The sequence below is a fragment of the Marinomonas algae genome (genome assembly GCF_047525555.1).
Classification (GTDB): Bacteria; Pseudomonadota; Gammaproteobacteria; order Pseudomonadales; family Marinomonadaceae; genus Marinomonas.
Genome location: NZ_JBLIXK010000002.1, coordinates 297828 through 312609 on the forward strand (window position 1 = coordinate 297828; position 14782 = coordinate 312609).

Annotated in this window: 14 protein-coding genes and 1 riboswitch; of the genes, 3 read left to right on the forward strand and 11 right to left on the reverse strand. The window is 43.4% G+C overall.

Annotated elements, in window-relative coordinates; translation table 11 throughout:
- Positions 1-27 precede the first annotated feature (27 nt).
- The 7 genes from ACMUMQ_RS05690 to ACMUMQ_RS05720 all read right to left on the reverse strand — a co-directional run bounded on the left by ACMUMQ_RS05690 (position 28) and on the right by ACMUMQ_RS05720 (position 7249).
- A complete protein-coding gene (locus ACMUMQ_RS05690) occupies positions 28-1755 on the reverse strand; it encodes a dipeptide ABC transporter ATP-binding protein (RefSeq protein WP_414681041.1) in 1728 nt (575 codons plus the stop codon).
- Positions 1755-2660: an ABC transporter permease gene (locus ACMUMQ_RS05695; RefSeq protein ID WP_414681042.1), complete on the reverse strand. Its 906-nt coding sequence runs from the start codon at positions 2658-2660 to the stop codon at positions 1755-1757. Before ACMUMQ_RS05695 ends, ACMUMQ_RS05690 begins: the two co-directional genes overlap by 1 nt.
- Before the next feature lie 13 nt (positions 2661-2673).
- Positions 2674-3636 (reverse strand): ABC transporter permease, encoded by a 963-nt coding sequence (locus ACMUMQ_RS05700; RefSeq protein WP_414681043.1) that lies wholly within the window; start codon positions 3634-3636, stop codon positions 2674-2676.
- A 32-nt stretch (positions 3637-3668) separates the two neighbouring features.
- Complete coding sequence (locus tag ACMUMQ_RS05705; RefSeq protein ID WP_414681044.1) at positions 3669-5249, reverse strand: ABC transporter substrate-binding protein; 1581 nt, start codon at positions 5247-5249, stop codon at positions 3669-3671.
- Between the two features lie 150 nt (positions 5250-5399).
- Positions 5400-5990: a 3'-5' exonuclease gene (locus ACMUMQ_RS05710; RefSeq protein WP_414681045.1), complete on the reverse strand. Its 591-nt coding sequence runs from the start codon at positions 5988-5990 to the stop codon at positions 5400-5402.
- A gap of 23 nt (positions 5991-6013) precedes the next feature.
- Entirely contained in the window at positions 6014-6433 is a 420-nt protein-coding gene (locus tag ACMUMQ_RS05715) for a tetratricopeptide repeat protein (RefSeq protein WP_414681046.1), read from the reverse strand.
- A 171-nt stretch (positions 6434-6604) separates the two neighbouring features.
- Complete coding sequence (locus ACMUMQ_RS05720; RefSeq protein ID WP_414681047.1) at positions 6605-7249, reverse strand: peroxiredoxin-like family protein; 645 nt, start codon at positions 7247-7249, stop codon at positions 6605-6607.
- Positions 7250-7422: 173 nt separating this feature from the next.
- On the opposite strand from ACMUMQ_RS05720, the gene ACMUMQ_RS05725 reads away from it, so the two are divergent.
- Positions 7423-7995: a TetR/AcrR family transcriptional regulator gene (locus ACMUMQ_RS05725; protein ID WP_414681048.1), complete on the forward strand. Its 573-nt coding sequence runs from the start codon at positions 7423-7425 to the stop codon at positions 7993-7995.
- A 43-nt stretch (positions 7996-8038) separates the two neighbouring features.
- Here ACMUMQ_RS05725 and ACMUMQ_RS05730 read toward each other — a convergent pair whose 3' ends face one another.
- Entirely contained in the window at positions 8039-8689 is a 651-nt protein-coding gene (locus ACMUMQ_RS05730) for a peroxiredoxin-like family protein (RefSeq protein ID WP_414681049.1), read from the reverse strand.
- A gap of 177 nt (positions 8690-8866) precedes the next feature.
- On the opposite strand from ACMUMQ_RS05730, the gene aguA reads away from it, so the two are divergent.
- Entirely contained in the window at positions 8867-9961 is a 1095-nt protein-coding gene (gene aguA, locus ACMUMQ_RS05735; protein ID WP_414681050.1) for an agmatine deiminase, read from the forward strand.
- A gap of 53 nt (positions 9962-10014) precedes the next feature.
- Here aguA and ACMUMQ_RS05740 read toward each other — a convergent pair whose 3' ends face one another.
- Together ACMUMQ_RS05740 and ACMUMQ_RS05745 are read right to left on the reverse strand one after the other, a co-directional pair.
- Positions 10015-11418, reverse strand: coding sequence for an 8-oxoguanine deaminase (locus tag ACMUMQ_RS05740; protein WP_414681051.1), 1404 nt, complete (start codon positions 11416-11418; stop codon positions 10015-10017).
- A 107-nt stretch (positions 11419-11525) separates the two neighbouring features.
- On the reverse strand, positions 11526-12728 hold the full coding sequence (locus ACMUMQ_RS05745) for an MFS transporter (RefSeq protein WP_414681135.1): 1203 nt from the start codon (positions 12726-12728) through the stop codon (positions 11526-11528).
- Between the two features lie 111 nt (positions 12729-12839).
- On the opposite strand from ACMUMQ_RS05745, the gene ACMUMQ_RS05750 reads away from it, so the two are divergent.
- On the forward strand, positions 12840-13718 hold the full coding sequence (locus tag ACMUMQ_RS05750; protein WP_414681136.1) for a LysR family transcriptional regulator: 879 nt from the start codon (positions 12840-12842) through the stop codon (positions 13716-13718).
- A 61-nt stretch (positions 13719-13779) separates the two neighbouring features.
- Here ACMUMQ_RS05750 and ACMUMQ_RS05755 read toward each other — a convergent pair whose 3' ends face one another.
- Positions 13780-14451, reverse strand: a complete 672-nt coding sequence (locus tag ACMUMQ_RS05755) for an energy-coupling factor ABC transporter permease (RefSeq protein WP_414681052.1) — start codon at positions 14449-14451, stop codon at positions 13780-13782.
- Between the two features lie 78 nt (positions 14452-14529).
- Positions 14530-14737: riboswitch (cobalamin riboswitch) on the reverse strand.
- Positions 14738-14782 lie beyond the last annotated feature (45 nt).

Here is a 14782-nt window from a genome sequence, read left to right on the forward strand (position 1 = left end):
ATACAACTCAAATTAGCGCCAGAAAAATCAAAATCCTGCTGGATTAAAACCCCATTCTTTTGGCATGACGGGCGTTAAAGAAAGCAGTTTCTTGGTGTACTCAGCTTGAGGGCGCTCAAATAAATCTTCCGTTTTACCCGCCTCTTCAATCACGCCATTTCGAAGCACCACCATTTCATCCGCCATTTGTCGCACCACTGAAAGGTTGTGACTGATAAACAAAATAGTCAGCCCAAATTTTGACTGCAGATCTTTTAAAAGGTTGAGAATCTCGGCTTGAATCGACACATCTAAAGCCGAAGTCGGTTCATCGCATATCAAGAATCTTGGTCGCGCTAACAAGGCACGAGCCACAGCAATACGCTGACGCTGCCCACCAGAAAATTGATGAGGGTATTTATCAATGGCATCTGGGGCCATTCCAACTAACGCTAGCATAGAAGCCACTAATTCTTGTCGTTTAACGGGATCTTTTTCCAAACCATAAAACCAAAGTGGTTCCATTAAAATAGAGCCAATTTTGTGACGTGAATTAAGGCTTGAATATGGGTCTTGAAACACCATTTGAATCAGTCGGCGTGAAGGATGTTTTCGATTACGAGCCTTTCCTCCTGGCAATAGCTCCTCACCAAGTTTCATGGTGCCGCCATTTGGCGTAATCAAACCTGTAATGGTTTTAGCGACTGTCGATTTCCCTGAACCACTCTCACCAACCAACCCCATAATACTACCGGGTTTGACGTTAAAGCTGATTTTATCGAGCGCAATAAAATCATTCGGTTTACGCCAAATCGACTTACGAGTACCAGCAAAACGAACATCTAATTCGGAAATAGAAAGCCCAATTGAAAGCTCTTTGTTTTCACCTTCTGGCAGTGCTTTTTCTTCAAGCAACCACTGCTCAGCAAGGTTGCCTGTGGCTGCACCTTTGGCTTCGACCTCTTTTTCCGTTGGCACACGGAATCGGTCAATTTTATGATCCATCGGCGGAACCGCGTCCATCAAGGCTCGTGTATAAGCATGTTTCGGTCGCCCAAGCACCTGAGGCGTTTCACCAGATTCAACCACTCGCCCTTTACGCATGACAGTGACGCAATCAGCAATTTGTGCAATAACACCAATGTCATGAGTAATCAGGATGAAGCCAATTTTGCGTTTATCGGCCAATGAGCGAATCAGTTCCAACACTTGGCTTTGTACTGCCACATCCAATGCCGTTGTAGGTTCATCTGCAATAATGAGTTCAGGATTGGTACAAAGAGCTAAAGCGATAACAACCCGTTGGCGCATACCACCAGAAAATTGATGTGGCCAAGATTTGATGCGTTCTGCCGCATTCTTGATACCAATCTCTTCTAGTAAATGAATGGCACGAGCGCGAGCCTCTTCTGCAGTAATATCTTCATGGGCTAAAATGGTTTCGATTAATTGATCTTCCACCGTCATCAGAGGATTTAGACTGGTTTGCGGATCTTGAAAGATCATCGAAATACGCTTGCCGCGCAAAGCATGAGCTTGATTGACGTCCAAAGCCCGCAAGTCTGTATCGCCCAACATAATCTTGCCATCCGCGATATAACCCGGCGTTTGCAATAAACCGATCACGACCGCGCCAACGGTGGACTTGCCTGCACCACTCTCTCCAACGAGACCATGTATTTCACCGGCTTGAACCTGCAAATTGATGTTTTCAATAGCCGTCGTATCACCAAATCGTGTTGGGAAGCGTACGGTTAAATTTTCCACTCTGAGCATTAACGTAACCCCGGATTAAAAACATCACGCATGAAATCACCAAGCGTATTAATAGAGACAACTAATGCCACAAGGAACAAAGTCGGTATCCATAAAATCCACCATTCACCAGACAACATAAACTGCATGCCAATGCGAATCAGTGTGCCTAATGATGGGCTGTCTGCCGCAAGGCCAATCCCTAGAAACGACAAAGTGGCTTCCAACAAAATAGCGGAAGCGAGATCCACCGTCATAATGACCAAAAGCGGCCCCAGAATATTCGGTAAGATATGGATAAACATAATGCGAATTGGGCGTTGCCCCATGATAATCGCCGCTTGCACGTATTCTTTATTCATCTCTACGAAAGTAGAAGCACGAGCAGTACGAGCAAAATTCACCCACAGAGACAGGGCAATCGCCAGCGTCAATACCACAACGCGTAAGTCCTGTTGTACTTCTGGCGGTAAAATTCCGCGAGCAATCCCATCAATTAATAAAGCCGTTAGAATGGCGGGTAAGGCAAGCTGAACATCAGCAATGCGCATGATAATCGCATCAAAACGACCACCATAAAAACCCGCCGCAAGACCAAGTCCAACACCTAATACAGTAGCAATTACCATTGCAGACAAGCCAATCAATAAAGACAAACGGGCGCCGTATAAAATCGACGAAATCATGTCTCGACCTTGATCGTCTGTGCCCAAAATGAACTGCGAGATTCCGCCTTCCTGCCAAACCGGAGGAAGCAGTCCGTCCATCAAACTAAAGGAACTCAAGTCGTAAGGATTGACAGATGCAATCCAAGGCGCAAAAGCCGCACCAATAAAAATCATAATGGCAATAACCGCAGCCACCATAACCGCAGGACTACGAGTAAACAGCCAAAGACCTTCCGAGCGTTTTATAAACTCTTTCATATTTATCTCCTGCCTACACTCGAAGACGTGGATCAATGGCCACATACAAAAGATCGACTAATAAATTCACCACGACAAAGAAGAAAGCGATGACGACTAAATAAACCCCCATCACAGGAATATCAACAAAACGAATCGATTCCAAAAACAACAACCCCATTCCGGGCCATTGGAAAACACTTTCCGTCACAATGGAAAATGCAATAACGCCACCAAACTGCAAACCAATAATAGTAATAACTGGCACCATGGTGTTCGCCAACGCATGTCGAAAATACAGCTGCTTCATTGGCACACCACGAGCCGTTGCAAAGCGAATATAGTCGGTTCGCATCACATCCATCATCTGAGCTCGAACCAAACGCATCGTCAATGTAAGCTGATAAACACCAAGCGTAATGGCTGGCAAAATAAGCGCTCGCCAACCGTCTATAGAAAATAACGAGCTTTCCCAGAAACCGATGCTAACGGTTTCTCCTCGTCCAAACGTAGGCAACCAACCAAGCTGAACACCAAATAAGAAAATTAGCATGATACCGATAACAAAAGTCGGGATTGAGATACCAATCAATGTGGTCATTAAAATGGTCTGAGTAATAACGCCTCGTGGCCGAAGCGAGGTATAAACACCAGCAGGAATACCAATAATAAGCGAAATCAACAGAGCAACGACGCCCAATTCGAGCGTTGCAGGAATACGACTCGCGATCATATCCGCCACAGGTTGACGAGTACGATACGAAAAACCAAAATCCCCTTGTAGCATGTCCGCAGTAAAACGTCCAAATTGGCTGATGAATGGGTCATTAAGACCCAATTCTTCACGTAATCGTTCTTGATCAGCAATAGAGGTTTCGACGCCTGTCATTTGGGTAATTGGGTCACCCACAAAGCGAAATAGTGAAAACGCCAAAAAAGCGACCGCAAGCATCACGAAAACGGATTGAATGAGTCGCTTAGAAATGAAATAAAACATCAATGTTCCATTCGTTTAGATAAATTTAAATTCTATTTAATCGTAACCCAGCGCAACATAAAGAAATTATCCGCACGTTGAGTTATGTCGATGTTTTCTTTTGTGGCCCAAATTAATGGTTGCGTATAAAGCGGAATATACGCCACTTCTTTTTGCGTTATAGCAACAACTTCATCCACCATAGCTTGGCGTTTAGCAGGATTAATCTCCTGCAATATAGATGGAAGCAATTCATCAACACGGGCATTTGAGTAATTACCAAAGTTCCAAGAGCCAAGTTTTTTCTCATTATCTTGCGTGTGCAATAAAAAGCGAATTGGATGCTCTACATCGAAGGTACCTGGAGACCAGCCAAGTAAGTACATATCAAAATCATCAGCACGTAATTGCGTCCAATAATCGCGAACTGGGCCTGTGCTCAGTTGTGCTTTTAATCCTACGGCACTGAACATAGAGGCTGCCGCACGACACAAGGCTTCATCATTAATGTAACGGTCATTGGTACATTTCAAACCAAAACTGAAACCGTTTGGATAACCAGCTTCCGCTAGCAACTCTTTCGCACGTTTTGGGTTGTATTCAGGACGTGCTGCATTTTTCTCAGAGTAGCCAGAAATACCCGCTGGCACTAATTGTGATGCGGCTTCAATTTTCCCACGGAATAACACTCGATCAATTGATGCCATGTTAATCGCATGAGCGGCGGCTAAACGAACTCGTGGATCTTTAAATGGATTGGCATCATTAACGTCGGATGAATAAAGCAATTTGTCATGTTCGTGACCAAAGCCAAACATAATGACACGAGTTTCTTCACCTTCTAAAACTTTGAAACCTTTACGGCTTTCAACCTGTTTAGCGTCTTGTAGTGGAATCGGTTGAATGAAATCAATTTCCCCAGACAACAACGCAGCAATGCCCGTCGCTGAGTTACCAATCGGAGTAAAAACCGCTTCCGTCACATTATGAGTTGCCGTGTCCCACCAGTTGCGGTAAGGCTTTAGAGTAGTTTTTACACCAGGATCGCGGCTAGACAAGGTAAAAGGTCCGGTGCCATTGGTATGAATCGTGGCGTAGTTTTGCGCATCCTTTGCTGGTAGCGCAGCGTTGTTTTGTTCAGCCCAGTCTTTATCCAAAATCATGAAATTCGCAATGGAATCAGGAAAAAGCGGGTTAGGATTATTGGTCACGAAATCAATTGTATAGTCATCAACCACAATCACGTCAGAAACAGGAGAAAACCATGAACGAACGTCGGCTACTTCATTAGAGGCTCGCAAATAAGAGAAATACACATCTTCCGCTGTAAAGGCAGCGCCATTTTGAAACGTCACATTTTCACGTAAATGAAAACGCCAGCCGTTTTTACCTTCCAATGGCTCCCATGATGTCGCCAAAGACGGTTCAATCGACATATTTTCACCACGTCTAACCAGTCCTTCGTAAATATTGTTCAAAAATGACAAGACTGGTGTGGAATTCACCGCATGAGGATCCATAGTTTGTGGGTCTGTATTGGAGGCCCAACGGAAAGTGTCTGCATTGGCGCCCGTTGCGGATAAAAGCAAGATGCTGGACAGTATAGCTGTAGGGCGAAAACTGGTTTTTTTCATAGCATTTTCCTAATGGGTAATTTTAATTAACGTGAGAATAAACAGCTTCTTAATTAAAGTCCACATGCAGACTTCATGCCCAAGATACTGAATTTGAAAGTATTTTATTTTAATCAAAGCCTTTTGTGCTCTATGACTATTTAAAAGACATCAGATCGATTGCGCAGCGAGTATTGCTTTCTCAACACAAATAGCAGCATGAGCGTCATTGGCGGCATAAAGGGTTTGTGAATTACTTAACGGGTAAGCGCCCCAATTCGATTTTTGCGCTCCTTTTCCTAGTCGAAACTTTAATACCATAGCAACCGCTGCACGGGCTCCAATGGCGTTTTTATCGCCAATCATGCGCTTTAGAGTAAAAGACAGATCTTGTGTATTTACTATGCCGATATCGAGTTTACTTCGAAGCTCTTTATTATCGCCTTTTATGCCGAACCCAACTTTCTGAATATCTGGGTTCATCAAAATTTCTGCTGCCGCGGCAACGGCGATAGGAAATCTTGCCGGAAACAAAAACGCCTTTGACTCGGTCGCAAGTTGAATAAGGGAAGGTCCAGGACTGGCCTGCCCTTTACGGAAAACCGGTTTGCTTTCCGTATCAAACCCTACACAAGGTTCATTTTCTAATATTTCCAGCGCTTGCTTTGCATCTGATTCATTTTCGACAATGACAATGTCTTTCAGTGCAAGGCCAACGTATGAAGGCAAAGCATTGATTTCTTCTTTCGTTGGACGTTCCATAAAATTCCGTTTAACCACTCTATTTAAGCCGTTGTCAGCTTTTTCAGCAGATCATGAATATCTGCTTTGAGTTCTTTATCAATAATTTTATTGCTGTGAATTTTAGCCTGTTCTAAATATTCAATGGCGCGCTCTTTATTACCCAAATCCACATGCAAACGTGCTGCAGAAAAGCCAATCGAAGACAGATAATCTTTTGAATTAATCGCTGAGGCTTTTAATAAGGCTTTATCGTAAAGGGAAAGCGCCTGTTCTAGATCGTCAGTAAAATCTGCCAGAGTTTCCCACTGAACAGGATGGTCTTTATCAGTGCCATCATTTTCGTCACATACTTTTTTCAATTCGGCATAGTAAGTATCGAAACGATTCTGATCTTTTTTATGGGCACAACTCATCAATTCTTTGGCTAAAGAAAGAACCTGTTTATATATTCTTGTATTCATAATGGACTCTAGATTAAGACTTTCAGCATTTTGGTGTCTCTATGGTAGTTTTAATGAGCGACTTATGACAGCTTTTCACCTTTTTCAAATCCATGAAAAAACCAGTATGGAATAAAACTCCACACTGGTTTTTTAGATAATTCGATTTCGCGTTATGAAACGCAACAAGCATTAAAGCGCGTTAAGAGCCGCAACTACTTCAGCTGGTTCTTGGCGAGTTGTGTAATCCGCATCTACGAACGCATTGGCAACAGTACCGTCTTGAGCAATCACAAAAGTGGCCGCTAATGGCAAATCGAATTGGCCTTCGCCATTATGTTTTTCAAGCTCGATACCAAAAGACTTGTAAATTGGACGTAATTCTTCAGCCAATGAGAAAACCAAACCAAGGCTTTTTGCATACTCTGCGTTAGCATCAGATAGAACTTCAAATTCCAATGCGTTTTTCTCTGCAGTAGACAATGACATGTCTGGTAATTCTGGAGTGATTGCAACAAGAGTAGCATTTGCTGCTTTAATATTAGCAAGCTGATCTTGGTATGCTTTCAATTCTAGGTTGCAGTATGGGCACCAACCGCCACGGTAAAATGTCATCACAACAGGACCTTTCGCCAATAAATCTTCTAGATTTACTGTTTCACCATTTTGGTTTGGTAATGAGAATGCAGGTAGTTTTTCAGATACTTTTGGCGCTTTATCAACAATGCCTGTTTCCGCTAGGTCTTTTGTTACCTGCTTCATCAGCTCTTGTACTTCTAACGGTGCTTTTTTAACAAACGCGGCTTTGTATTCTGCAATTTGATCTTGTAATGACATAGTAAACCTCATAACCAATAAAATTAACTTGAATAGTCATTCAAACAGCTTTTGAGTGATCATTCAACCAATTTTTGAATGATCACTCAAAAATTTGCAGAAGCCATAATTTACTCGTTATACTTGGTCATCATTCAGACACAAAAATGTATTAATCAAGAATAGGTAACCCAATGGCTAGAGTGCAGTTTGATAAGTCAAAAGTATTAGAAAGTGCGACTCACGCTTTTTGGCGCTTAGGATATACCGCTACTTCTATGCAAACTCTTGTAGCGCAAACGGGGTTGAAACCGGGAAGCATTTACCTCGCTTTTGGAAATAAAGAAGGCCTGTTCAAAGAGTCTCTTGATTATTACGCCGAACAGTCATTGGCAAACTTAGAAGCCATGCTCGCACAATACGAATCTATTGAAGAAGCGCTTCCGCATATTCTCTTAGCGCTTATTGAGGAATCCAGCCAATCAGAATATTGCAGCTGTTTTTTAGTCAAAAGCCAGCTAGAACTCAGCGATGAACAGGCAGAATTAAAACAACATGTCTCCCAACGACTTCGCAAAGTGGAGTCTCTTTATTTCGAGGGATTCTTGAAAAACAACAGCGAAGCCGAAGCAAGTGCCAAAGCAGCCAGTGTCATGATGCATATATTTGGAATACGAGTTTATGGCTACCACACAAACTCTAAAGAACAATTGATGAATGGCATTCGCCTTGGTCTGCCTTGGTTAGCATGGGAAACATTGCATTAAAAAAGCATTTAAGAGAATCACGCCCTTAAATGCTCTGTTTTCTTTAAGCCAATTTTTTTAAAGCTTCGATGATATCCGCAGGCTCAGAACGAGTTCTGTAGTCTACATCTACAAAGCGCCATGCGACTTTCCCATCGCGGTCAATAACGAAAGTAGCTGGAATAGGTAATACGTTACCATTGCCGTTATTAATCGCCTCCAGATCCAGTCCACGGTCAACTTTCATGTGGTTTACTAGATATTCTGGAACTTCCCAAGCGACACCATATTCCACAGCGACTTTTGCACTTTGATCAGACAAGACTTGAAATGCCATTTGGCTGATTTCGTCTTTACTCAATGAATCATCTGGCACTTGTGGGCTGATAGCTACCAACTCGGCTCCCAAGTCATTGAATTCCCCTAAACGCGCTTGCAGTGCTCGTAATTGTAAGTTGCAGTATGGGCACCAGCTACCACGGTAAAAAGTCACCACAACAGGGCCTTTTTCCAATAAAGCAGCCAAAGATGTTGCTTCTCCGCTTTGATTCGGCAATTCAAAATTAGGTGCTGTTGCCCCTAATGCAAGAGCATCAGCGCCTTGCTCGAATTGTTTGGCGCGTTCAATGGCTTCATCTACGCCTTTCATAAATTCAGGATTGGCTGCGCGGCCAGCCGCTACTTTCGCTTCTGTTTGCTCTTTTAAAGTGCTCATTTTGCCTCTCTAAATCAGTTAATTTTTTATGCTTTAAACAATCTTATTTATTATGAAGTACATTGACGCCGATTGGGTATGATCACCAATAAATCATTAGGAATTTCACTTTTCTTCAACTATGTTCATGGATACACTTTCGGCAAAACCCAATGCCACGTTAAAACTGGATAAATAATGAGCAAAACATTAGACACAACACCTAAAACTGACGCTTTTCGTATGCCAGGTGAACATGAGCCTCAAGACCAAGTATGGATGGCTTGGCCTGTTCGAAGGGACAATTGGCGATATAAGGGGTTATATGCTCAAAAGGAATTTATCGATGTGGCATCCGCTATCTCTAAGTTTACTCCAGTGACTTTTATTGTTGGGCCTAACGACTTTGAGCAAGCCCGCCAAGCCATTCCTGACAACATCAACTTGATAGAAATACCATCAGACGACAGCTGGATGCGTGACATTGGTGGCACTTACGTCATTAACAATAACGGCGAACGTCGCGCGATAAATTGGCAGTTTAATGCGTGGGGTGGAGAATTAGACGGCCTCTATGACAACTGGGAACTAGACAATGAAGTCGCCCAAAAAATGGCTGAAGTCACAGGTGATGATTTCTATGATGCACCGCTCATTTTGGAAGGCGGTTCCATACACGTAGACGGCGAAGGCACGCTTTATACAACGGAAGAATGCTTACTTCACCCAAGCAGGAACCCAACTCTAAGCAAAGCTGAAATCGAAAGCTTGCTAAAAGATTATCTTAATGTCGAAACCATTATTTGGCTGAAACAAGGTTTGTACAATGATGAAACCAATGGTCATATAGACAATATTTTGCATGTCGTTCGCCCCGGTGTTGTTGCTTTAACCTATTGCGATGACCCAGAAGACCCTCAATACGCCATTAGCCAAGCGGCTTACAAAGTTTTAAGCCAAGCAAAAGATGCAAAGGGACGATCTTTGCAGGTCATCAAATTGCCTATGCCAGGGCCTCTTTACGTAGCTCCTGAAGAAGCTCAAGGTCTTGCGCCTAGCGACTCAATGGAACGCCAAGCTGGTGAACGATTAGCCGCATCATACGCAAACTTTTTAATCAGTAACCAAGGGGTGATATTTCCCTTGCTTGATCCAAATCAGGATGACGAGGCCAAAGCCATATTACAAAAAGCCTTTCCAGATCATCATGTTATTGGCGTTCCAACTCGTAACATCTTATTAGGCGGCGGCAATATTCACTGCATTACACAGCAGGTTCCCACAAAGTCATAACGACAAAAACAAAAAGCCTAAGTTGAACACCATGTCCAACTTAGGCTCAGGCTTTAGCTTGCGACTAAAGCTTTCGCAAGCGCCTTATGCTTTTCAATCAAGCTCTCAATATCCAAGCCAACAATATGCCCTTCTTGAACTCGCCATTGCCCGCCGATCATCACATGCTCTGCTTTTTCTGCGCCACACAATAACAGAGCAGAAATAGGATCGTGGCTACCTGAAAAGCGCAGCTCGTCCATTTTATAAAACACAATATCCGCTTGTTTGTTCACGGCAATTTCACCAATATCAGAACGACCAAGAAGACGAGCCGAACCTTTTGTCGCCCAACCTAATACAAGCTCTGGGGTGATTTTCTCAGCGCCGTATTTTAGTCGTTGCAGATATAACGCCTGCCTCGCTTCATACATCATATTGGAAGCATCATTAGACGCTGATCCATCAACACCCAAACCAATGGTAGCGCCCGCTTGACTTAAATCTAAGGTTGGGCAAATCCCAGACGCCAAACGCATATTAGAAACCGGACAATGGCAAATCCCTGTTCCCGCGGCACCTAACCGTTTGATCTCTTCCTCATTAAAGTGAATCCCGTGAGCTAGCCAAGTTCGATCGTTTAACCAACCGACACTTTCTAGATAATCAACCGTCCGTAACCCAAACATCTTCAAGCAGAAGTTTTCCTCATCCAATGTTTCCGCCAGATGCGTGTGTAAGCGAATGTCTTCTTGTTTAGCAAGCGCAGCACTATCCATCATAATTTCACGGGTCACAGAAAAAGGTGAACAAGGCGCCAAAGCAATTTGTACTTGTGCGCCCTCTCCTCGCTCATGATATTGGCGAATCAAACGCTGACTGTCTGCCAAAATGGTGTCGCCATTTTGTACTGTGTGTTGTGGAGGCAAACCGCCTTCGTCTTCACCCAAACTCATCGATCCACGTGTCAGCATGGCTCTCATACCAAGTTTGCGTACTACTTCCACTTGCACATCAATAGCGTCTTCCATACCTGTTGGGAAAAGGTAATGATGGTCAGCCGCTGTTGTGCAACCTGATAAAAGTAACTCCGCCATCGCAACTTGAGTGGCAAGTGAAAGGGCTTCAGGGGTTAATTTCGCCCAAACTGGATACAAGGTTTTGAGCCAAGGAAAAAGCGGCACATTAACCACAGGCGCCCAAGCTCGTGTCAGAGTTTGATAAAAGTGATGATGGGTGTTCACCAAACCAGGTAAAACCACGAGCTCGCGAGCATCAAACACTTCATCGACTGGCTCTAATGGCGATTGACCCAAGCTAAGCACTTCTTTAATCACTGAGCCTTGAACGACTATGCCGCCGCGAGCGTCTGAGTCATTGCCCGTAAAACAGGCCAAAGGATGCTTTATCCAAATTCTTTTATTGGCGTTTGAAAGGGAGAATTGAGGTGTTTTTTTGGCGGCAGTGTTATCAAACATAAACAGGCTCCTTTGAATGATGATTTAATCAAATAGCCAGCTCAGTTATACCCTGTCTGCTGATCCAGGGAGTATCGTTCGAAATACAAGGCGTTACTTTACAATATTTATTTAAAAGCCTCTACTTGTAGCGTTCGTTTCTTATCTTTGATTAAACTCATACCTGCCAACGCGACCAAAGCCAACACCAACCAAGAGCCAATGATAACGCCTGTCCAGCCACCCGCTTGCCAAAATGGATCAAGATAAAACCCACCTAAGCTTGCACCAAGATAATAGAACACCAAGTACAATGAGGATGCACTGGCTTTGGCGTGTTTCGCATTTCGGCTCACAAAGCTGCTAGCTGTAGAATGACCTAAGAAGAACCCAAAGCTGTTAATCAACAAGCCTGCCAGAATGAAAAATAAGGAATCACCAAGAGTCACCAATGAGCCCAACATTAAGATACAGGTTCCTAACACCATCATATTAGGTTGATCCCAACGCTTAGCGAGCTTACCTGAAATCGCGGAACCCAAAGTACCAGATAAATAAGTCAAAAAGATCAATCCCACATATTTCGCGGATAAATTATAAGGCGCCGCTTCTAACACGAAGGTGATGTAACTGTACTGATTCACAAAGATGAAAAAACTAAAGCCACCAATTAGGTAACTGGTTAATAAGCGACGGTTCTGCATATGACCTTTCATATTGTTCACAATATGGCCGATCCGTAACGGCTTGGGTTCGAAGTGCTGAGATGCAGGTAACAAAAAGAAAAACACCAAAAGGCAAATCAAACTGATGCCACCCATTACAGCAAAGGTCGCTGAGTGCCCTATCCACTCTCCAAAAAATCCGCCGATCAAACGACCACCAATTCCACCTAAACTGTTACCGCTAATGTACAAACCTACAGCGACCATTAAGGCTTCTGGTGTGTATTCATCGCCCAAATACGCAACCGCGATGGCCGGCAACCCCGCGAGAAAGAAACCTTGTAGCCCGCGTAAAGCCAGCAAATATTCATAACTATGTACAAGAGAAAGGCAAAAAGTCGTGATGGTGATTCCGACCATGGTCATCACCATAATACCTTTGCGGCCAATGGCGTCGGAGATTGGCCCATAGAAAAGCAGAGAGATTCCCAAGGTTAATGTGGTGATGGTAAAACTGGCGCTGGCTTGAAGCGGGCTAATCGCATACTCATTTGCAATCATTGGCAACAAAGGCTGAGTCACATAGACATTCGCAAACACCATAAAAGAGCCAATAACAAGAGCCAAAGTCCCTCGCCAAAATGCCACACCACCTACTTCAATCAAGACAAACTCCATCGAGATAACTCGAAACAAACCAATATTGTCCGCCTACTATACGCCCAGCTTTTTTATCAATAAAATATATCTAACTTATCAAATCCATAAGGATTAATGATGGAGATAAAACCGCTCCGCTATCTCATTGCCATTGCGAAAACCGAAAGCTTTACAAAGGCAGCGCAACAACTCAATGTCGCTCAGCCGGCCGTTAGCATGGCAATTAAAAAGCTGGAAGCTGATTTAGGGCTAACGCTAATTCATCGAGCAGACAGAAACATAGGTCTAACGGACGAAGGCAAAAAGCTCCTCATTCATGCAGAAAAGATCATTCAATCTATGGATGAAGCACTGTTAGAAATGAGCGAGTTAAAGGGCTTAAATCAAGGCGAAGTCCGTGTTGGTATTCCAAGCATGCTTGGCTCTTATTACTTTCCGCCCATTCTCATGGCTTTTCGACACCGTTACCCAACCATCACCTTAAAAGTGATTGAAGGCGGAACATGGCAACTGCAACAAATGTTAGAAAGCGGCGAGTTAGACTTGAGTGTCATTGTTGCTGAAACTTTACCAGACAGCTTGCAAACGCAAGCCCTAATTCGAGAAGAAATGCTTGTCACCGTGGCGACAGACCACCCTTTCAGTCATTTAGAAAAAGTGTCTCCAGAAGCTTTTTTCGAAGAAGAATTGGTCATGTTTAAGGAAGGTTACTTTCACCGTCGGATCGTCGATAAATTGGCGAAAAAATGTAATATGACACCCAAGATTGGCTTTGAAACCAATCTTATCCCTTTAATCAAATCCATTACTCAGCAAGGCTTTGGTGTGTCTACTCTGCTCAATATGGTTATCGACGAGGACGACCAACTCATCACTCGATCGTTTGATCCACCAATATGGCTAGACCTAGGTATCGCATGGCGCAAAGACAGCTACCTTTCTAAGGCAAACCAAGCCTTTTTAGAGTTCGTGAGTGAGCATGGAAAGAGTGAATAAACGCCATAAAAAAACGGCCAAGCAATCAAATCACTTGGCCGTTTTAAAAGCGTTTTATCACTTAATTAAACAAGCGCACTTCAAGCAATGACGAAGACTTAAAGCGATTCAAACTTTTTGCTCCTGCAAGGACAGCAAGATCCAAAATAGGCTCAAGCAATACCACGCTCAAGTAAGCCAAACCAAAGGTCGCAACAGAACTCATATTCTCTGCGCCAAAACCTTGTCCGTAAAAAGCCCAGAAAGCTACCCAAGCAATGATGCCACCTTGGAAGGTCAAGGATAATTGCAAAGCTTGCTTATAGCTGATGTCTACATAGGCGGTGTTTTCGGCAATCGTACGACGCGCAACCGCGCCCATAGCAAACAAAGGCAATAACAAGGTTGTTAAGTTCATGCCGTATTGAGGCAAATCGAAAGGGGCAAAAAGCACGCCCTGCGCCAATAAGCCCAAACTCAAGCCAATCGCAGCGGCGGCTGGGCCGAACATCAAGAATAACGTCGAGCCTAAAATAAAGTGAACTTCTGATACACCAACAGCATGGTGAGGTAAAACTTCAAAGAAAACAAAAACAAGTAAAGTCGTCAGAGCACTGCGTCCAATTAAAGACATAAGACCGTCTTTTTTGATCATCTCGATCGATGCTTTCGCAGAAAGCCCAAGGGCAGCCAAAGCAGTTGCGTAGCTTAAAACAATTTTTGCGCCGTCAACGACGCCTGGTTCAATATGCATAATGTGTTTCCCAAATAGGATTCATACTCACCCGTACAAATCAAATTAGCGGATATTTCACTCAGTTCAATAAGTGAAATATCCTAATCAATAAAGGCCGGTCTCCGGACTCATAAGCATTTAATATGTGCTTTAAACACTTCATTCCTTCCCATTAAAAACAGTGGAACCAAGCTACAAACACACAACTTACATACCGTTGCGGGGGCAGTATAGGCTTTGTTAAAAACGCACCTATTTCCCGTTTCACCAGTAAAAAACTGACACCTTTACAAGAGTTGACCTTAAGCAAGCAGCCCATCAGTCAATCGAAGAAGAATACTTTTTAAAC